Below are 18125 nucleotides of genomic sequence, written 5' to 3'. Positions count from 1 at the left end.
GGCCCCACTGGGGCGATCACCCGCCACAACACCGGGCACCGCCCACACCCTAACCTGAGGGCCCCACGTGCAAAGGAGCTGGTCATGAGCGACCGCAGCCGTATCGATCCCCTGCCCGCAGCCGCGGCCCACCAGCCTCCCACCCGCCGCCGCCGCTCCCTTTTCCTCGACATGGGCACCTGGCAGGAAGCCAGCACCAAAGCCAAAAACGAACACCTCACCGGCGCTCGCGTCCTGGAAGTCCTGCTCCTGAGCTACGCCGCCGGCCACATCACCCTCGAACCGGCTGACGCCCAAGGCAGCGACTTCACCGCCGTAGGGGTCAACCTCGCCGACAACGCCGTCGCCCAAGCCGAAACACGCCGCGCGACCGACCAGGCCACGGCCTCCCTTTCCGAACTCGCGCGCCGCCTCCTCTCGGGCTACACCCAAGGCACCACCACCGTCACCCTCACCGCCAGCGGCACAGCCTGATCGACCAACTTCCACGCATGCCAGTGGTCCGGTCCCGCCTATCCGTCAGACGCCCGACAGAAGCCAACCGCCTCCCCCTCCTCAACCACTCCCTCTCCCTACATAAATAAAGTCCGGCCGGTCACCGCCACCGAAGAGGGCACCTGACCAGTGCAAATGCAAGGTGCGGGATCAGTTCGGTGTCCCGGGCAGATTCCCCCTCTTACCTCCCCTCAATATCCCCCTCCTGCCTCCCCCGCTTCTTCCCCCTCAGCCGCCCAAGGCCGTGCGGGGGTTGGCGAACCCCGTGCGCATGGCGCGGCATCGCGGGTGCCGATCACCGCGTCGATGGCGATCATCTGCCGGAGCAGCAGGCACTCACACCTGGTAGGGACTCAAGCAGCCCAGACGGGCAAGCTCGCGATGGCCACCTCGGTCAGGCTGAGGCCTGTGCCGGGGTGGCCTCGTGCTGGGCTGAGCGGGCGGCCTAGTACTGTGACCGCATAGGTTCACCGGGTTGCTCGTTGTGCTGGTTGGAAGCGATGTCGCTTCCAACCAGCAGGGGAGGCGGGATGGCACCACCGGTCAAGGTCCGCAGGCTGACGGAGCAGGAGGGACAGAAGCTCCAGCACATCGTTCGGCGGGGCAGTACCAGCTCGGTGCGGTTCCGGCGGGCGATGATGCTGCTGGCCTCGGCCGTCGGCAGCACGGTCCCGGTGATCGCGCGGCTGGTCCAGGCGGACGAGGACACCGTCCGCGACGTGATCCACCGCTTCAACGAGATCGGGCTCGCATGCCTTAACCCTCAGTGGGCCGGAGGCCGTCCCCGCCTGCTGAACCGTGACAACGAGGACTTCGTCATCCAGACGGCCACCATCCGCCCGACCATGTTGGGCAAGCCCTTCACCCGCTGGTCGGTCCGTAAACTGGCCGACCACCTGCGCCGCAACATCGCCAGGCCCATCCGGATCGGCCGCGAGACCCTGCGGTGCTTACTGACCCGCCGCGGGATCACCTTCCAGCGGACAAAGACCTGGAAGGAGTCCCCGGACCCCGCCTTCGACGCCAAGCTCGCCCGGATCGAGTACGCGGTCAACGAGCGTCCGGACCGCACGTTCGCGTTCGACGAGTTCGGGCCGCTGGGCATCCGCCCGACCCGCCGGCTCCTGCTGGTCCGAACATAACCGGCCCGACCGTCTGCCGGCCACCTACCGCCGCACCCACGGCATCACCTACTTCCACGGCTGCTACTCCGGCGGCGACGACAAGCTGTGGGGTGTCAACCGGCGCCGCAAGGGCATCGACCACACCTGGGCCGCCCTGCGATCGATCCGCGCCGCCCGCCCGGACGGCGCTCCGATCTACGTGATCCTCGACAACCTCTCCGCCCACCTGAACTGGAAGATCGGCAGGTGGGCGGCCAGGAACAAAGTCGAGCTGTGTTTCACACCCACCTACGCGTCCTGGGCCAACCCCATCGAGGCCCACTTCGGGCCCCTGCGGCAGTTCACCCTGGCCAACTCCAACCATCCGAACCACAAGGTCCAGACCCGGGCCCTGCACAACTACCTGCGCTGGCGCAACCAGAACGCCCGCCACCCTGACGTCTTGGCCGCCCAACGACGCGAACGCGCACGCGTCCGCAGCGAACGAGGTCGCCGCTGGGGCGGCAGGCCACTGCCGGCCGTGGCCTGACCCCGCTCAACCCGGCGAGGTCACAGCATTAGTCGTCGAACTCGAAGCCCGAAGCCTCCGCACGGGTAATGATGTCGCGGACTGCCTCGGGGCTCGTGATGACGGATTCGACGGCTGTCTTGAGTCGCGCGAGGTCGCTCGAACTGCCGACCACGCAGAACATGCCAGCCTCGCTGTCGAAATCGACGTGCTCGGCAATATCCGGCCAGGCAAACCGCACGAGACCTTCCCAGAAGTACCCGTTCGGCTCGTGTCCGGCGGCAAATAACGCGGCATCGGCAGCCAGGCCGCCGGCATTCAACGTCAGCGAGTGCTCGCCATCGAAGTCATGGAGGTGGATGGTCACAGCGCGATCGTCTCACCCCAGCACGCGAACCGTTCGCCCGGTTCCTCACAGCTCGCGAACCCGGTGAACCTTCCCGGTCACAGCAGTAGCGCAGGCAGGCAAAAACGGCCGTTTTTGCCTGCCCGAGTGTGCCCCTCCAGCGAGGTGCGGGCCGGGAGGTCGCCTACAAGGACATCGCAGCAGGACCTCGAGGACGTCCCGCTCCAGCCGCGTGGGCGCCCGGCCCTCGTCCCGGGTGGTCATCGTCCTCCACGGCCAGAAGGGCGAACTCAGGCAGTCCTACAGAGAAGGTCAGTCCCCAGGGGTAAGTTCACGTAATTCCCCATGGCCTGGCGCTGGTCCCGAGTACTGCTATCCCTGTGCAGCTTCCCCGAGCATGCTCTCCTGCGGCGGGGACTGGGCCTCGACGATGAGCACTGTCATGCCAGAGTCGGTCCAGGTCTCGTGTTCCTCGCCTGCGGCCCAACAGGCAGCTTGTCCCCTCGTCAGGGCCTCGGGTTCACCGTCTGTGCCGCTGACCCACCCCTGGCCTTCTGTGACGATGAGGACCTGTGGCACTGGCGCAATATGCCGCCCGATGCGTCCGCCTGGCGCCAGGTGCATGATGTTCACGGCGGAAGAACCGCTTCCGACGTGAACACGGACGCGTCGAACACCTTGGCTGCCGTAGGCCGTCGTCTGTGAGCCGACAAGCGTGTCGATGTCGAGGATCTTCATGTAGGAATTCTGAGGGAGCCTGTCGCACCTCGGAACGGCGGCCTGCGTGAGACAGGTGTGAGCCCTGCTGATCAGCCGGAACACAGCCACGACGACAACGGCAGTAGGCACGTTCTGGATGGACAGGCTGGTCAAGGACCTGCCCGTGGGCGTCGACCAACTACGGCAGGACCGCATCCTGGAGGAGGCTCTTGCCAGCGGATCGGATCCACTCCACCTCGCGCACGTGTTCTCGCTCGGTGCCAAAACTAGCCTCCGCTACACGACCGCCGCCGCCTCAGTCGCCGAGGACGAATCCCTCCCATGACCTGACGGACGGATTCCCGTGAGAGGCTGGGCGGCATGGGCGGGGCGTCGGACGATGAGTTTTCCCGGAAGTTTCTGGCTGCTATCCAGGTCGGTGATGTCTGCAGCGGGACCGTGGCAGAAGTGACTCCACGAGGTGTGTCGGTGACCCTGGACGGCTTCGCCGCACGTCCTCTGGGGTTCGTGGGGTCGCTGGATCTGTCCTGGGTCCGGTTCTCGGCAGCGGCAGTGGAGGCCGGCGACCGGATAACCGCCGAGGTGACTGCCATCGACCTGGAGCAAGGTCGAGCCTGGATGTCCACGGCCGCCACGGAGAACCCCGAGCTCTGGGCATTCCTGAAAGCCCTCCGCGCCGGAGAAATACTGTCGGGCCGGATCGGGTCGATCGAACGGTTCGGAGTGTTCGTGGCACTGGACGACGGCCCAAACCATCCGGTCTTCCCCGGAGTCGGGTTCATCACGATCCCCGAGCTGTCCTGGCGACACTTCGAGACAGCTTCGGACATCGTTCAAGTGGGCCAGCGCGTTAGGTGTGAGTTCCTCCAGTTCGACACAACGAACGGAGAGGCCAGGCTGTCCCTGCGAGCGACGCAGCCCGACCCGTTCCAGACCTTCGTCGAGACCACCACGGTGGGGCAAGCACTGCAGGGACGAGTTACCAAGCTGGTCCCGTTCGGAGTGTTTGTGCAGGTCACCAGCGGGATCGAGGGACTGGTCCATCTGCAAGAGCTCACCTGGACGCCTGTGGAGGCTCCAGAGGCGGTCGTTCAAGTCGGCGACGAGATCACGGTCGTCGTCACAGAGATCGACCGAGAGCGACGCAGGTTGTCCCTCTCCCGACGGCAGGCTTCTACGGCTCTCGACTGACCTCTCCAGGTCTTGCCGCAACCTACAAGCTCTGAACCGCCGCCTTCGTTCCGGCAAACTGCTCTCCCGACACCATGGGTTCGTCGCGACCACCCTTCTGCTCGTTATCCACCCTGGCCCCGACCTCGGGGGCCGCCGACTTCAGCAAGTGCAGGTCCCCGAGCTGGCCGCCCTCCAGGCGGGAAATGGTCGAGGCAGAGCAGAGGAGCCGTTCGCCGAGGTCGGCCTGACGCCAGCCGAGAGCCTGTCGGCCGAGCCGTACGAGGCCGCCGGCCTGCTGGCCCGCGGCGAGGGACTGGGCATGGCGGGTCGTCCACAGCGGGTCGGTGCTCACCAGGTTCCTCTCCGGCCAGAGGTGGCTCACAGGTCTGCCGTTCCCACCCTACGTCCTGTGACCGGGCGGGCACAGGACGTGTGCCGGATCTGCAAGGGCGGATGCGGGATCCGCACATCCACGCCCGGCAATCGCGCCGTTGTGGTGTGGTTGGTCACGCACGGCAAGAGCTCATCACCGACCAGTGAGGGGAGCACGTCATGGCGAAGGACAAGAACGACAGCGGGGGGAACGGGGGGAACAGCGGCGGCGGCAGCCACGCGAAGCCGACCCCGCCGCTGTCGACCGGCACACCGCCGCCCGGCAACTCCGACGGCCAGGTCTCCGACCCGGGCTCCGGCTCGGGCAAGCGCCGAAGGTAGCACCGCAATGCGTCTGGAACATCGCCGCAACATGCTGGCGGAGGCCATGGACGCCCAGGAGCTGTGGCCGACGGACTCCCCGTGGGTCCGCCGCGCCATCCTGGAAGACGTCCCCCGGCACCGCTTCGCTCCCGACATCCTATGGACGTGGGACGGCGCCGCCTACGTGCCCGTCGACCGGGCTCTTCAGCCCGAGGCGTGGGCCGACCTCGTCTACGCGGGCCCCTACGACTCCGCCGTCACCCAGGTCGGGGGCGGGCTGCCGACCTCCAGCCTGTCGTGCGTCTCCGTGGTCGCGGACATGCTCGACTCCCTGATCCTCGAACCCGGGCACCGAACACTCGAAGTCGGCGCGGGCGCCGGCTGGAACGCGGCCTTGCTCGCGCACCGGGCCGGCCCCGGCCTGGTCACCAGCGTGGAGGTTGACCCCGACCTCGCGGCGGCCGCGAGACAGCACATCAAGGCGGCCGGATTCGATGTCGAGGTGCAGCTCGGGGACGGGAACGCGGGCTGGGCCCAGGGCGCGCCGTACGATCGGCTGATCGCTACCTACGCGGTCGAGACCGTCCCGTGGTCCTGGATCGCCCAGACCCGGCCCGGAGGGCGGATCGTCACCCCCTGGGGGCGCCTCGGCCACGTTGCGCTCACTGTCGCCGACGACGGCCAGTCCGCATCTGGGTGGGTCCAGGGGTTGGGGATGTTCATGCCCAGCCGGGGTGTCGACCAGGGCCGCGAGCTGCACGCCATCCAGGCCGACCACCCGGCTGGCCGGACCAGACGGACCGAACGAGACGTGCGGATCCTCGGGAGCAACCTGGGACTGCTGTTCGGGCTGCGAGTCTGGGCCCCTGGCATCCGGTTCACCACCGGCAGGACGGAGGAAGGCTTCACCGCCTGGCTCCACGACGGGGCCGACTCCTGGGCCACCGTCACCGGCGGCGGCCCGGACGGAGCCCTGGTCCACGAAGGCGGCCCGCGGAACCTGTTCGAGGACGTGGAGAGCGGCTGGACGCACTGGCAGAGGCATGGCGCCCCCGGGCTCTACGACTTCGGGATGACCGTGGCACCCGGGCGGCAGACCATCTGGTGCATGTCCCCCGACGGGGGGCCGTACGCGGCTTGATCGGTCGTGCGCTGCTACAGGATGCCTGTCCATGTCCACGGGCGCGGTCCCTTTCGACCGCGTAGGCAGTCGACCCGGTGCTGTGCCTCGGGTTGCCAGCGTGGGATGCCGGCAGCGTGCTGGGCAGCATAGGTCACCATGCGGAGCTCGCGGGCCCCCGCGAGGGTGGTGTAGCCGGCCCAGGTCGTTACGTCGTGCCCGTAGGTGTCGCAGAAGGCCTCGTACTCCGCTGGTGTGACCGCGCCGGTTGTTCTGGCCCGTACGGCGGTGGAGACAAGGTCCCATTCAGGTGGGCCGGCCGAGAAGCGTTCCAGGTCCATCAGCAGCCAGCCGCCTTGGTCTAGCCGTACGACGTTGCCGGGCCAGGCGTCTCCGTGTACGGGGGCGGTGGGGAGGCCTGGTGGGAGACCGGCCTCCCACTGGCTGGCGAGGTCCGCGTACAGGTCCAGGAGCCACTGGCGGTCGTCGTTGGTCAGGGTCAGGGCGGTGGAGAGTCGTGCGGGGATGCGGACGAAGGGGTCCAGGTGGCCGATGTCGAAGTCGGGAAGGGGGAGGGCATGGAGCTCTGTGAGGGCTGTGGCGACGTCCGCGGTTGAACCATGGGCGTGGGGTGGGAGTTCCTCCCAGAACGTCACTACGCGTCCGGCTCGCTCGACGGGCTGCTCGACAGGCAGAGGTCTCACGACGGGGATGCCGTACTCCGCGAGCCACCGGGCGACGGTGATCTCGCGGTTGGCCGAGGGGAGCCGGTCGGCTGGTGCGATGCGCACGACGATCCCGCGCGGCAGCCGCCAGATCTGGTTCTCCGCCACGCGGACCGGTTCGGCGTCGCGAGTGTCGAAGCCGACTGCGGAGCAGGCTTCGTGGAGCGCGTCGAAGGCGGGTGCGGTCGGGCTTGTCATACTCGCACGGTAGCTTCGATTTCGGCCTTGAGGGCTGCGGCTTCCTGGATCTTCGGGTGTCTGCCGGCGAACTGGGCGAGCTGCCGCAGGTCGTCTGCGGCCCGAAGTGAGGTGAGGTCGCCGCCGAGGGTGAGGGCCTCGTGCCCGAGGGCGGCGGCCTCGCGGGGGTCTCCCCGCCGCATCAGCAGGGACGCCAGCTTGGTGCAGGACATGGCCTTGGAGCGTGCGAAGGTCGGCCCGTGTCCGTTCACGGCTGCGGTGAACCGCTGCTGCGCCTGGGCTGGGTCGTAGCCGCTGGTGCCGACAGATAGGTCCCAGAGGGCGTACGCGGTGTCTCCGTTGTGCTGGGCGGCGTCGTAGTACGCCATCCACGGCGGATCGTCCTCAGGACGGCGCTGGGCGAAGGCGTCATCAGCCAGGCCAACGGCCGCGATCGTCTCCGGGACGTTGCGCAGCTTGCCGAAGGCCCTTGCGCGGGCGGTGTACAGCATGGCCCGCTCGGATGCAGTCAGCCGGTCTGAACGGACCAGTCCCTTTTCTGCGTTGGTCAGGCCGTCGTCGGCGTTACCGACCCAGATCGCCTGGCGGGCGAGCAGGGAGTAGCCCTTCGCCCGAAGGTGCCAGTGCTGTCCCTCCTCGGCGCATTCCACGGCGATCTTGAAGGCCAGCCGGGCGTCGTCGTGACGGTAGACATCGAAGTGGGAGGCTCCGGCGACGAGTCCGAGCCGTGCCACGGCCCCGAGGAACTCAGCACGATGGTCGGTTCGGGGCAAACGCGGCCGGCCCCGGCGTCGCCCGGACGTCGTGCTCGGTGACCGCGGGTACGACCACGACAAGTACCGCCGTCTCGTGTGGGAACTTGGGGTGAAACCGGTGATCGCCCGCCGCGGGACCGAGCACGGTTCCGGGCTCGGCACTCGCCGCTGGGTCGTGGAGCGCGCGTTCGCCCACCTGCACTGGTTCCGCCGCCTGCGGATCCGTTGGGAGATCCGCGACGACATCCACGAAGCGTTCCTCAAGCTCGCCTGTTGCATCATCTGCTGGCGGCGCCTGACGAAGCTCGTGCCTCAGCCGTCGCTGTGCAAGCTGAAGCCGCGGTCCTGAATCACCGGGAACGTTTTCTCCGCAGCGGCAAGCCAGGCATCGATCTCGTCGTGGGAGGACCGGATGGCGCTGATCAGTTCCATGAGGGCGTCCAGCTTCTGCCTGCCGACGTTGAGGTGTAGCTCCTCAAGCGAAACTTCCTGGTACGGCATGCGCAGCTGCCACCAGAAGCGCATCAGGTAGCGACACTCCTGCGGCTCCCGGTCATCCGCGAGGCGACTGTGAACGACTGCTTGGACCCACTGCCGCTGGTCATCGTCGCGAAAGCCGTCTCTCAGGTCAGTCAACGTCACGGTCGGACAGTATCAACCGCGCTCATCGGCAGGCCCTATGAGGTCATTTCGTTAGGAGTTCTAAGGGGGCCGGGGTGCGGCAACGCACCCCGGCTACCCGACTGAACAGGGTGAGCACACCCGCCGGCAGCAGGCCCGGCCGGAGGGCCCAGACCGAGCCTATGTATGTGCTGCGGGGGCTCCTAGCGGGGCCAGAGGAAGGTACGCCGTGCCACCCGGCGCTGAGACCTCCGCCGCCGGAGCCTCGCTGTGGCGGCACCGGGACTTCTGCCGGTACCTGACCGGGCAGGCCACGAGCGTGGCCGGCAGCTCGGTCACACCGACGGCGACTTCAACCGCCGTTCCATCCGATCCCCTGGAGCGCACCGTGCTGACCGACAACACCGGACCCGTCGCGGACCTTCCGCCGCCGCAGTCCGCCGACGACACCTCCGAGGCCGCGGCAGCCCGGGCGGCGATGTTCGCCCGGCTCGAGGAGAGCGGAGAGCTGAGCCGCGGTCCGGTACGAGAAGCTCTGCTCGCGCTGCCACGCGAGATCCTGCTGCCGCACGCCTACGTCCGCGTCAGCGGCCCGGGCGCGGACCCAATCGACTGGCGCTTCCTCGACGGCTCCCACCCCGACGACCGTCAGGAGTGGCTCGAGCTGATCCACAGCGACGAGTCGATCCTGCTCCAGCGCGACGGCGAACCCCTCGACGACCTCCCCCGCGGGCCCGTGACCGGCAGGCACATGACGTCCATGTCCACCTATACCCCCGCCACGGTCGAAGCCCTCCAAGCCATGGAGCTCGGGCCGGGGCAGCGGTATCTGGAGCTCGGGCCGGGCCCTGGCGTCTCCCTCGCGCTCGCCGCCGCCATCACCGGCCCCGGACTCGCCACCGGCGTGGAGCGGGACAGACACATGGCGGCCTTCGCCCAGCGGAACCTGGACCGTCTCGGTGTCGGGGCGCAGGTGATCGAGGGTGACGCGCTCAAAGGGCACGAGACGAGGGCGCCATACGACCGGATCCACTCCGGCATCGGCGTGCCGTGTGTCCCGGTGCCGTGGGTGGAGCAGCTCGCACCGGGCGGCCGGCTGCTCAAAGTTCGCCGTCCTTCCCGATGTGTCCGCCGTGGGCGCCGCGACCACCGGCCTTGTCACGCTCGGTCCCACGGGATCCCAAGTCACTGGCCCTGCGGCCTGCGCGCCGTCCAAGCAGGAGGCCCAGGCGCGTGCGGCACTCGCTCTCCTTGCCGGACTCGCGGGAGTTGCGGTGCCCGGACAGGGACCATCTGCGGAGCGACCCTCTCGCCGCCTGGCCTTGCCGGGGATGGTGACCGAGGTCTTCGAGCGGCATCTCCGCCACGGGATGGAATCAGGGTAGGGACCGGGGCCGGTGCTGGAGGAGGAGCTGCTGCGCCGCGCCCGCGCCGGACGGCTGCGCCACCGCGACATGTACACGCTGCTGTTCGACGCACGGGGTGCGCGCTGGGATGCGGTGCGCAGGGCGGCGCTGGAACGGGCTGCCGCGATGCCGCCGGCGGCGGCCACGATGCTCCACTGGTACGCCGAGCAGCACAACGTGGAGAACGGGCTAACCTACGAGGAGCAGAGCCCGGATCCTGAGGGCCGTCACCAGGTGTGCGCCCGCCTGCGGGCCGAGCAGGATTGGGCTGGTTCGGTGCGTACCGCGTGGTCGCGCAAGACGGCCCGCCACTACGCCGCCTGCGCCCTCCTGGCCCAGATGTCCGCGCTGCCGGAGCCGACCGCGCCGGTCAGGGACGAACCCGCGCCGCATCCCCTTCGTGATTTGGTTGCATCAAGAATCTCTGGACCTCTACCAGGGCGGGGGCGTAGCCGTCGGAGGTGTCCACGAGCAGGTTTGGGGCGTCCAGACTGATGGGGACGGACTGATCGGGGTCGTAGAGGCCGGCCTCCATCGGCCTTGGGACTGGTAGGCGCGCATGTTCAGGAGTCGCGAATTCTCTATAGGTGTCGGTCGGTTGTCACCCTGCGCCGGTTCTCTCCGGCATCATGAACGCTATGGACACCGAGATACTGGTAGACGTCTGGCAGCGGCTTCTCGCCGACCCTCGCAAGTCGTGGGTTCTGTTCGAGCATGGCACTTGCGTCGTGCTAACCGCTCCCGATGGGGAGCTTGCTGAACAGGCCACCGAGATCCTGAGGAAGTTTGGCCCGGCGCATGCCGGATCTTCGGCAGGAGACTTTGGGGTGATCAACCTTAAGGACGTCGAAGGATGGGTCGTCACCGGTCATCACAACGACGTCCTTACCTATGTCGGCCCTGACGAGCCTCAGGACCAGTCGGAGATCACTGTCGGGCTGTTTGGGCGATCGAAGCGTCATCGCGACGGCACCGAACTGCACGTCGTCCATGTTGAGGACAAGCGAGCCTCAGCAAACCCTGGGTAAGTACCCGCGTGTCAGCAGCGGTGATCGCCAGGGGCATATCGGCTCCACGTTCCTCCGACTTCGGTAACCGATCGGGTGGCCGTCTTGTCGTGGTAACCGAGGGCCTCACCGGGGAACACGCGACACCTCAACATGCGAGTCCACCAGTCCCGAGGCCGAACGGGTGCGGTTCCTCCGAAGGGAACGGCTGAACTCCCAGAACGCTGACTGGGACTGTGTTCACGGCGGCCTCTCGTCTCTACCGTGATGGTGGAGGAGGGGTTGCGGATGGGCTCGCTGTTCGAGGAACTGGAAGCACGCGAGGCGGCTGCCCGGGTGCGCGTGGAGGAGCTCGAAGCCGAGCTCGCCGAGCTGTCGGGACAGCTGAGTCTGGCCCGGGAGAGCCTGGAACGGTTACGGATTGCCCGGGAGACGGTCGCCGAGGTGCTCGCGGACTTGACCCCGGAAAGGCTGGCAGCGGATGTCGGCGCCGACCAGCCGACCCTGGGTGAGCCGGCGGTGTCCGCGTATGCCGGGGCCGAGCGGCGAATCATCGGGGTGCTGACCGTTCCGAACTGGCAGCCCGGGATGGGGTCGGACGTCCTGCCGCAGGTGTATCGAGACATTCTGGAGGTGGTGGCAGATGCCCCGGTGCCGATCCGCGCCAAGCAGATCGTGCCCAGGATCGGGCTGCCGGCCGAGACCGGGAAGATCGAGGGCACCCGGTCGAAGCTGAAGCGGCTGGTGGAGCGCGGCTGGCTGGACGAGGACACGCCCGGGATTTTCACCCCGGCCCGCCGACGGACGACTGAATCGCCCAACTCCCATTAACAGCAGGGCTCTTCCGCTCCTACATTCGAAGGTGCGACCCAATCGATGCTGGACGGGAAGAGCCCTGGAGATGACACCGTAGGACACGCATGCCACCACTGACCCCTTTGCCTGCTCCCTCAGTGCCTTCGAGACGCTGATACGCACCCTGTCAGGTGGCGACGCGAGCACGTGGACCCACGCCGAACTGGAGGAACACCTCGACGCGGCCGGACGGGACCTGCTCCGACTGCTGCTGCACGACCACCTGGAGCTGCGCGGCCCGCCAGGAGAAGCAGGTCCGCACCGGTGGCGGTCCGGTCGTGCTTGGGCCTGAGGGCCAGGTCCGGCCCTGGCGAGAAACCGGCCACCAGCGCTGGCTGGCCACCGTGTTCGGGCTGGTCCGCGTTACTCGGGTCACCCACCGCGGCCCCGGCGCCTGCAACGTCCACCCCGCCGACACCGCGTTGTCGCTCCCCGCCGGCCGGCACTCCACCGGTTTACGGCGGCTCGCTGTCACCGAGGCCGTCCGCGGCTCGTTCGACCAGGCTCACGACGCGATCGAGCGCCGCTGCGGGAACGTGCTCGGCAAGCGCAGGCTGGAAGAGCTCGTGGTCGCCGCCGCGGTCGACATAGACGGCTTCTACCAGGCCAGGATCCCCGTCCCGTGCAGCCGCGAGATGCCGCTGGTGGTCCAGGTGGACGGCAAGGGCGTGGTCATGCGCCCCGAGGCCCTGCGCGAGGCCACCAGACGAGCCGCCGAGAAGGCAGCCAGTAACCACCGCGGCCGACTCGCGCCGGGCGAGAAGCCGAACCACAAGCGGATGGCAACCGTCGCCTGCGTCTTCGACACCCGCCCCACACCCAGGCGCCCGCACGACGTGATCCACCCTCCCGGCGGCCGCGGCGGTGAACGCCCCGGGCCCCGGGCAGAGAGTAAGTGGTGCACCGCCTCGCTGGTCCGTTCGCCCGGGCAGGTCATTGCCGACGCTTTCGACCAGGCCCAGGCCCGCGACCCCAAGTATCTACGGCTGTGGGTCGTCCTGGTCGACGGGGCCCGCCATCAGCTTGACCTGATCGAAGCGGAGACCGGCCGACGCGGCGCCACGGTCCACGTGCTGCTGGACTTCGTGCACGTTGCCGAGTACGTATGGGCCGCCGCTCACGCCTTGCATAAGCCGGGCACCACCGAAGCCGAGGCATGGGCGGCCGACCGTCTGACCTCGATCCTGTCGGGTGACGCGGCCCGCGCTGCCGCCGAGATGACCACCGAGGCCAAGCGAATGCACCTGCCGGTCTCGGGGCGCGAGGCCGTCCTGCGACTGCCACCGCTACCTGACCGGTCACCTCGACCAGTTCCACTACGACACCGCGCTGAAGAACGGGTGGCCGATAGCCGCCGTCGCGGTCGAGGGTGCCTGTCGCCACCTGATCGCCGACCGCCTCGACATTACCGGCGCCCGTTGGGGCCTGCCCGGAGCCGAAGCCGTCCTGCGACTGCGTGCTGTCGTCTCCAACGGTGACCTTGCTCTCTACTGGGCTACCACGCAGCCCGCGAGCACGAACGCCCCTACCCCACTCCCGACCAGCGTAATTACACCCTCACCGTTTGATCACCCGGCAAGCTCCAACCGTGTTCAGTCAACAGACCCAGGCTGTCGTCCGTCCGTCGTGCGCCCGTCCAGCCGACTCTGAACCTCCCCGGCCATGACCTCGACCGCGACAGCGGGATCACCGGTCTCCAGAACGATGCGGCCCTCGGCCAGCGGGTGGGCGATCACCGAGTACACGCCGGGACCGGCCGCGATTCCCGAGAACCCCTCCGTGCCGAAGTCGCGCCATAAATCGGAGGTGCACACGCTCAGGGTGTTCATGCCCTTCCACGGATAGAGCGAGGACAACAGCGGATCGGCGACCGCGGCCTGGAGGAGCAACCACATCGATGGTGACGCCCAGTCACCTTCCGAATGAGGCGGCCGATGGCTGTCCAGCAGCTCGTCCCACACCTCGTTATGACTGCGACCGGTAGCTGAGTTCATTGCTCAACGATCCTGCTCACCGCTGGACAGGGTCAAGGTCATCTGCAATCGCGGCCGTCACTCGAAACGAGCCGCACCCAGGCCGGATTCGCCGGCCCGGCAAGCTCAAGGTACTCACCCTGGGAACAGGCCCACAGCGTGCCGCGTGTCGGCACAGACGGACATAATGCCGCTGTGGACCTGAGACCGGAGCTGCTGCCCCCGCCCGTGAGCCAGCAGCGGCTGAACAAGCTGCGTGCTGAAGTTGAGCGGATCGCTGAGCTGCTGGTCGCCTGCCCAGAAGCGGCGGGCGAGGCGATCGCGGAGTTCAACGCAATGACCGGTCACGACTACGTGGCTCTCGACTTCGCTGAGTACGACGGAAACAGGAGCCTGAAGGATCTCGCGAAGGAGGCGGCCCGGCCGGCTCGCCCTGTGGTTGCGGACATCACCCGGGACGAGCTCGTTGAGATCGTTCGCAGACTCCTGACCGCCTCCGCAGAGAGCGACCACTACCTGCGGCTCCTTGAAGCGAACGTGTCGCATCCCCGGGTGAGTGACCTGGTCTTCTACCCCTCAGACGTCCTTCAAGGCCCGTCTGCGGAGCAGATTGTCGATGAAGCACTGAGCTACCGGCCGATCGCGCTCTGAGCGACTCGAACGCCACCGTCACCCTCCGCGCCCCCTCCCCAAGATCTGTGCCAGAACCTCAGAATCGGCACCATGCGGGCCGGAATCCGGATCACCCGCTCGTGCGCGGGGATCCCCGTCTTGTGGCCGGCCACCCACTCGGTGGAACCGACCAGGTCCTTGAGGAGGGCGTCGGCTTCCTCGCCCTGGAGGACCAGGTCCGCGCTCTCCTCTTCCACCCATACCGTCGGTGATCCCCGCCCACCGGTGTTGGGGTCGATCCCGACGAACCGTAGCGTCATCACGTACTCCCCTGGGACTCGGTTGCGCGTAGTTGCGCAGACCGTCCCGCAGGCCGGAACCGGCGTCAAGGGCACCTCCCCGGCCGGGGCGCTGTCAGGCGAGATCTCGGCGGGGGCTTCGCCCTGACCGGCACCGTCCCCCGGCGAGGCCCCCGGCGCTGTTGGGGGCATTGTGCCGTACGGCCGCGGTTGGCGAGAGGCGGTCTTGTGCCGCCGCTCGCGCCTGGCTGAGGCTTGGCTGATCACACACCAAGGGGGGTGCCTCGATGGGACGGTTCAAGCCGAAGAAGCAGCGGAGCAACCAGCCGCCGCGTCAGCGGTTCCACATCGACGACCGGGCCGTCAGCCAGGCGGAGATCCTGGCGGCCGGGGAGCAGCTGAGCAACAACGTCGACGACCACGGCCGGCTGCTCTACATGAACTCACCCGTGCTTGGACTGGGGCAGGTCGCCACCGGGATCGACCCGGACACCGGCACCCTGCAGACCACCGACGGCGAGGACCCGATGCCGGTGGCCCTCTTCGAGCCCGAGCGCGCGATGATGTCCCGGATCCCGGGCGGCGCGCCCACCGAGATCCAGGTGGAGGGCGCCATCGCATTAGGGATGCGGCGCTTCCCCCGTGGCGTCGCCGATCTGCGGACCATCCCCGGCTGAGCCCTCCACCGGCTCGCCGATGACCGGATCGAGCTGCGCTCCCCCGACGGCGGTGTCTACTCCCGCATCACTGTCCCGGCCTCGCCCGACTGGTACTCCGCCGTCCTGCACCACGGGTACGCGGTGTGCTTCTCCGGCCCGCAGCTCGGCGTGCGTACCCCGCCCGGTAGCTCGCCGGTGAAGTACACCGACGCCGAGCGGTTGGAGGAGTTCCGCACCGCCCGCGGCCGCGGCCTGGTCGCTGGCGGCATCATCGCCTACCGCAACAACCGCTGACCGCTCCGGACGACCGAGGAGAAGACTGCATGCCTACAGGAGTAGCCGTCGTCTGCGACACGGACGACTGCCTCGCCGTCTATCTGGCGGTGGAGACCGGCAACGACGGAGACGAGCGCTCCGCGAACGATGTCTCCCAGCTGGCGCGCAAGGCGGCCGAGGACGACGGCTGGGTGCTCAGCTTCGGCTTTCAGCAGCCGGTGATGACCTGCCCGGGATGCGCGGACGGCCGCGGCCCGGTCCGGGAACGCGGCGCCTGCCGACGGTGCATGGGCCGCGCCGATGAGGCGTCCAAGTGCGCGTACTGCCTGCACGCCGAGCCGCCGGGCGAAGACGGCTGAAGCCCACTCGTTCGTTGACGCCGTAGCCGGGCCGTCGTCGACGTACGACTGCATAGAGCCAGCCCCGGGGAACGTCGCCGGGGCCGGTAGGCCCCTGAGATGTCGAGTCGCACCCCCGCCGCGCTGGCAAGCACCCCGGTCCTGTCGACCCCGCCTTGAGCGCTCGCGCGGATATACCGGTATGTCGCTGTCAGTGCCCGCTCGTACGCTGTTGGCCGGCGCAGGCGCGCCGGAGCCTGGAGGCGTTCATGGCACGACAGCTGACGTATGACCAGCGGATCGCTTTGATCAACAAGTGGAGGAACCCTCCGGGCGCTTCCGAACAGCTCCGGCTGGAGCGCGCCGAGCGCATGGTGAAACAGGCGGTGGCCCGACACGAGCCGTTCCAGGGTCTCGACATCACGGTGGCGTCGAAGGGCTCGTATCCCAACAACACCAACGTCCGCGGTGACAGCGACGTCGACATCATGGTGAAGCTCAATGACCCCTTCCACACGGAGGGGCTGGCGGCGTGGTGGTTCGGGCAGCAGGCCAGTTACGCGGGGCCGTGGACCCGGCAGAAGCTCCGCCAGGAGGTCGAGGACGCGCTCACCAACCACTTCGGATCGGTAGACACGGACCACAACCTCGCCTTGTACGTTCCGGAAGTTGTCGGCAGCCGTCCCAGCATCGACGTGGTGCCGTGCTTCAAGTGGGTGGCCTACGACACCACAGTGCCCGGCGGCGAGTACGTGGGCAGCGTCGTCTACGGGCGCAACGGCAAGCGTGTCATCAACTGGCCCGAGCTCCAGCTGGCCAACGGCCGCACGAAGAACACCAACACCAAGTACCGGTACAAGTTCGCCGTGCGGGTGCTGAAGAACGTCGAGAACGACCTCGCCTCCGAGGGCGTGATCACGGCCCTTCCGTCGTACTTCTCCGAGTGCCTGATCTACAACGTCCCGGACCACGTCATGCTCGGCGTCGACACCCTGGACGAAGTGGTCCGCGAGAGCCTGCGAGAGGTCTACCGGCAGCTCACGGGAGCCTGGTTCAGCTCTCAGCGCATGGTGGAGCCGAACGGGATCAAGAAGGTCTTCGGCAAGGGTCAGAAGTGGACGGAGAAGGACGCCCGCGAGCTGATCGAGGGCGCCTGGGACTACCTCAACTACGAAGGCTGACGATGAACACCGCGACCACCATCCGCACCGGCGCCACCATCGCCGCCACCCTCTACACGGTCGTCCTGCTCGTCCTGGGCCTCTACCCGTCCGAGTTCCGGTACCTCTTCGCCTACATCCCGGCCCTCGTGGGCTACGGCACCGTCGTCTTCGACAAGTGGGCCTGGCACTGGCCCGTCATTCACCGCTTCACCGGGCGCCCGTGGGTCACCGGCACCTGGCGCGTGATGCTGGCACCGAGTCCGGAAAGCCACATCCCCGAAGGAGGAAACCGGGGCCCGATCACCACGTACATGACGATCGAGCAGACCTTCTGGAGCCTGCACGCCACGCTCCGCACGAAGGAGAGCACCTCCCGCTCGAGCAACGCCACGATCGCCGCCCCCGAGAACTCGGGCACCGCCGAGATCGGCTTCCTGTACGACAACACGCCCCGCGTGGAACACCAGCAGCGCAGCCCCCGGCACGAGGGAGCCTGCCGGATCGCAGTGACCGGGCTGCAGCCCAAGGCCGCTACCGGGCACTACTACACCAGCCGGTTCACCGCCGGGGACATGGACTTCACCCTGCTCGACCGATCGACCAACTACGGCACGTTCGCCGAAGCCCAGGCCGCCGACCGCAGCCACGCCGACTGAGGCTGGCCGCCCCCGCCTCCGGGCAGCGCAAACGAGGGGGGCGGCCCCGGCCGAACTGCGTCCCGTCACGGGGACCGGGGCCTTGCCCACGCGCTCCATTCCGGTGCGGGCCGGAACCGACCCTAGTCCGTCCAGGTGAGCGAGGGGCCGCAACTCCGGTGTCCGGCGGCGCAGCCCCTTTAGCGTGCGGCCATGGAGCCCACACCTATGCCCGAGCCGCTGCGCCGGGCGGTTCACCAGCTTGTCTCCGAGGCGATCGCGAACTGCCAGGAGGTGCTGCGGTACACCGAGCCCGATCAGGCCCACACATGGAAGCGGATGACCCTGTACCGGGCCACGGACGCGGCGGACACGATGAACATGGTGGCGATGCTGATCGCCGCGTACTGTCGGCGCACGG

General features: G+C 68.2%; 21 protein-coding genes and 4 pseudogenes. 17 read left to right on the top strand and 8 right to left on the bottom strand.

The genetic code is table 11. The annotated features are described in order from the left end of the window. The first annotated feature begins 84 nt into the window (after nucleotides 1-84). Nucleotides 85-474: a hypothetical protein gene (locus ACIPW5_RS26095; protein WP_401249410.1), complete on the top strand. Its 390-nt coding sequence runs from the start codon at nucleotides 85-87 to the stop codon at nucleotides 472-474. Between the two features lie 551 nt (nucleotides 475-1025). Then, nucleotides 1026-2148 (top strand): annotated as a pseudogene (locus ACIPW5_RS26090) (IS630 family transposase). A 28-nt stretch (nucleotides 2149-2176) separates the two neighbouring features. On the opposite strand, the gene ACIPW5_RS26085 reads toward ACIPW5_RS26090, so the two are convergent. Next, complete coding sequence (locus ACIPW5_RS26085; protein ID WP_401249408.1) at nucleotides 2177-2494, bottom strand: Imm51 family immunity protein; 318 nt, start codon at nucleotides 2492-2494, stop codon at nucleotides 2177-2179. Nucleotides 2495-2845: 351 nt separating this feature from the next. Then, the gene (locus tag ACIPW5_RS26080; protein ID WP_401249405.1) at nucleotides 2846-3211 is read right to left on the bottom strand and encodes a cupin domain-containing protein; all 366 of its coding nucleotides are present in this window, start codon (nucleotides 3209-3211) and stop codon (nucleotides 2846-2848) included. Nucleotides 3212-3329: 118 nt separating this feature from the next. On the opposite strand from ACIPW5_RS26080, the gene ACIPW5_RS26075 reads away from it, so the two are divergent. Both ACIPW5_RS26075 and ACIPW5_RS26070 read left to right on the top strand, forming a co-directional pair. Then, the gene (locus ACIPW5_RS26075) at nucleotides 3330-3518 is read left to right on the top strand and encodes a hypothetical protein (protein ID WP_401249402.1); all 189 of its coding nucleotides are present in this window, start codon (nucleotides 3330-3332) and stop codon (nucleotides 3516-3518) included. A gap of 35 nt (nucleotides 3519-3553) precedes the next feature. Continuing rightward, on the top strand, nucleotides 3554-4384 hold the full coding sequence (locus tag ACIPW5_RS26070) for a S1 RNA-binding domain-containing protein (protein ID WP_401249399.1): 831 nt from the start codon (nucleotides 3554-3556) through the stop codon (nucleotides 4382-4384). A gap of 22 nt (nucleotides 4385-4406) precedes the next feature. Here ACIPW5_RS26070 and ACIPW5_RS26065 read toward each other — a convergent pair whose 3' ends face one another. Beyond that, nucleotides 4407-4718 carry a multiprotein-bridging factor 1 family protein gene (locus ACIPW5_RS26065; RefSeq protein ID WP_401249396.1) on the bottom strand — a complete coding sequence of 104 codons (312 nt, stop codon included), beginning with the start codon at nucleotides 4716-4718 and terminating at the stop codon, nucleotides 4407-4409. Nucleotides 4719-4918: 200 nt separating this feature from the next. Between ACIPW5_RS26065 and ACIPW5_RS26060 the strand changes: the two genes are divergently transcribed. Then, nucleotides 4919-5080, top strand: a complete 162-nt coding sequence (locus tag ACIPW5_RS26060) for a hypothetical protein (RefSeq protein WP_401249393.1) — start codon at nucleotides 4919-4921, stop codon at nucleotides 5078-5080. 7 nt (nucleotides 5081-5087) lie between these two features. Continuing rightward, a complete protein-coding gene (locus ACIPW5_RS26055) occupies nucleotides 5088-6203 on the top strand; it encodes a methyltransferase domain-containing protein (protein ID WP_401249390.1) in 1116 nt (371 codons plus the stop codon). Nucleotides 6204-6217: 14 nt separating this feature from the next. On the opposite strand, the gene ACIPW5_RS26050 is transcribed toward ACIPW5_RS26055, so the two are convergent. Both ACIPW5_RS26050 and ACIPW5_RS26045 read right to left on the bottom strand, forming a co-directional pair. Further along, entirely contained in the window at nucleotides 6218-7105 is an 888-nt protein-coding gene (locus ACIPW5_RS26050) for a phosphotransferase (RefSeq protein WP_401249389.1), read from the bottom strand. Then, complete coding sequence (locus tag ACIPW5_RS26045; protein WP_401249388.1) at nucleotides 7102-7839, bottom strand: hypothetical protein; 738 nt, start codon at nucleotides 7837-7839, stop codon at nucleotides 7102-7104. Before ACIPW5_RS26045 ends, ACIPW5_RS26050 begins: the two co-directional genes overlap by 4 nt. Nucleotides 7840-7867: 28 nt before the next feature. On the opposite strand from ACIPW5_RS26045, the pseudogene ACIPW5_RS26040 reads away from it, so the two are divergent. Beyond that, nucleotides 7868-8209 (top strand): annotated as a pseudogene (locus ACIPW5_RS26040) (transposase); the annotation flags it as partial. On the opposite strand, the gene ACIPW5_RS26035 reads toward ACIPW5_RS26040, so the two are convergent. Further along, entirely contained in the window at nucleotides 8173-8502 is a 330-nt protein-coding gene (locus tag ACIPW5_RS26035; protein ID WP_401249386.1) for a hypothetical protein, read from the bottom strand. The pseudogene ACIPW5_RS26040 and the gene ACIPW5_RS26035 sit on opposite strands and share 37 nt — an antisense overlap. Before the next feature lie 457 nt (nucleotides 8503-8959). On the opposite strand from ACIPW5_RS26035, the pseudogene ACIPW5_RS26030 reads away from it, so the two are divergent. The 5 genes and pseudogenes from ACIPW5_RS26030 to ACIPW5_RS26010 all read left to right on the top strand — a co-directional run. Then, nucleotides 8960-9523: pseudogene (locus tag ACIPW5_RS26030) on the top strand (methyltransferase); the annotation flags it as partial. Between the two features lie 355 nt (nucleotides 9524-9878). Beyond that, complete coding sequence (locus ACIPW5_RS26025; RefSeq protein ID WP_401249480.1) at nucleotides 9879-10382, top strand: hypothetical protein; 504 nt, start codon at nucleotides 9879-9881, stop codon at nucleotides 10380-10382. Between the two features lie 134 nt (nucleotides 10383-10516). Next, nucleotides 10517-10915, top strand: a complete 399-nt coding sequence (locus ACIPW5_RS26020; protein WP_401249383.1) for a hypothetical protein — start codon at nucleotides 10517-10519, stop codon at nucleotides 10913-10915. Nucleotides 10916-11182: 267 nt separating this feature from the next. Then, a complete protein-coding gene (locus ACIPW5_RS26015) occupies nucleotides 11183-11725 on the top strand; it encodes a hypothetical protein (protein WP_401249381.1) in 543 nt (180 codons plus the stop codon). A 100-nt stretch (nucleotides 11726-11825) separates the two neighbouring features. Continuing rightward, nucleotides 11826-13317 (top strand): annotated as a pseudogene (locus tag ACIPW5_RS26010) (ISKra4 family transposase); the annotation flags it as partial. Nucleotides 13318-13341: 24 nt separating this feature from the next. On the opposite strand, the gene ACIPW5_RS26005 reads toward ACIPW5_RS26010, so the two are convergent. Beyond that, nucleotides 13342-13743, bottom strand: coding sequence for a hypothetical protein (locus ACIPW5_RS26005; RefSeq protein ID WP_401249378.1), 402 nt, complete (start codon nucleotides 13741-13743; stop codon nucleotides 13342-13344). Between the two features lie 174 nt (nucleotides 13744-13917). Here ACIPW5_RS26005 and ACIPW5_RS26000 point away from each other — a divergent pair, with 174 nt between their 5' ends. Then, nucleotides 13918-14373, top strand: a complete 456-nt coding sequence (locus tag ACIPW5_RS26000) for a hypothetical protein (RefSeq protein ID WP_401249375.1) — start codon at nucleotides 13918-13920, stop codon at nucleotides 14371-14373. On the opposite strand, the gene ACIPW5_RS25995 is transcribed toward ACIPW5_RS26000, so the two are convergent. Next, nucleotides 14352-14654: a hypothetical protein gene (locus ACIPW5_RS25995; RefSeq protein WP_401249372.1), complete on the bottom strand. Its 303-nt coding sequence runs from the start codon at nucleotides 14652-14654 to the stop codon at nucleotides 14352-14354. The two genes, ACIPW5_RS26000 and ACIPW5_RS25995, sit on opposite strands and share 22 nt — an antisense overlap. A gap of 266 nt (nucleotides 14655-14920) precedes the next feature. Here ACIPW5_RS25995 and ACIPW5_RS25990 point away from each other — a divergent pair, with 266 nt between their 5' ends. From ACIPW5_RS25990 to ACIPW5_RS25975, 4 genes are all read left to right on the top strand, one after another. Continuing rightward, the gene (locus ACIPW5_RS25990; RefSeq protein WP_401249369.1) at nucleotides 14921-15310 is read left to right on the top strand and encodes a hypothetical protein; all 390 of its coding nucleotides are present in this window, start codon (nucleotides 14921-14923) and stop codon (nucleotides 15308-15310) included. A gap of 305 nt (nucleotides 15311-15615) precedes the next feature. After that, the gene (locus ACIPW5_RS25985; protein WP_401249366.1) at nucleotides 15616-15927 is read left to right on the top strand and encodes a hypothetical protein; all 312 of its coding nucleotides are present in this window, start codon (nucleotides 15616-15618) and stop codon (nucleotides 15925-15927) included. Between the two features lie 248 nt (nucleotides 15928-16175). Further along, nucleotides 16176-17087 (top strand): nucleotidyltransferase, encoded by a 912-nt coding sequence (locus ACIPW5_RS25980; RefSeq protein WP_401249365.1) that lies wholly within the window; start codon nucleotides 16176-16178, stop codon nucleotides 17085-17087. A 2-nt stretch (nucleotides 17088-17089) separates the two neighbouring features. Then, on the top strand, nucleotides 17090-17725 hold the full coding sequence (locus ACIPW5_RS25975) for a hypothetical protein (RefSeq protein WP_401249362.1): 636 nt from the start codon (nucleotides 17090-17092) through the stop codon (nucleotides 17723-17725). The last annotated feature ends 400 nt before the right edge of the window (nucleotides 17726-18125 follow it).

Origin of the sequence: Streptomyces sp. NPDC090077 (assembly GCF_044747545.1) — a bacterium.
Lineage (GTDB): Bacteria > Actinomycetota > Actinomycetes > Streptomycetales > Streptomycetaceae > Streptomyces.
This window is presented reverse-complemented; position numbering and strand designations above follow the sequence as displayed.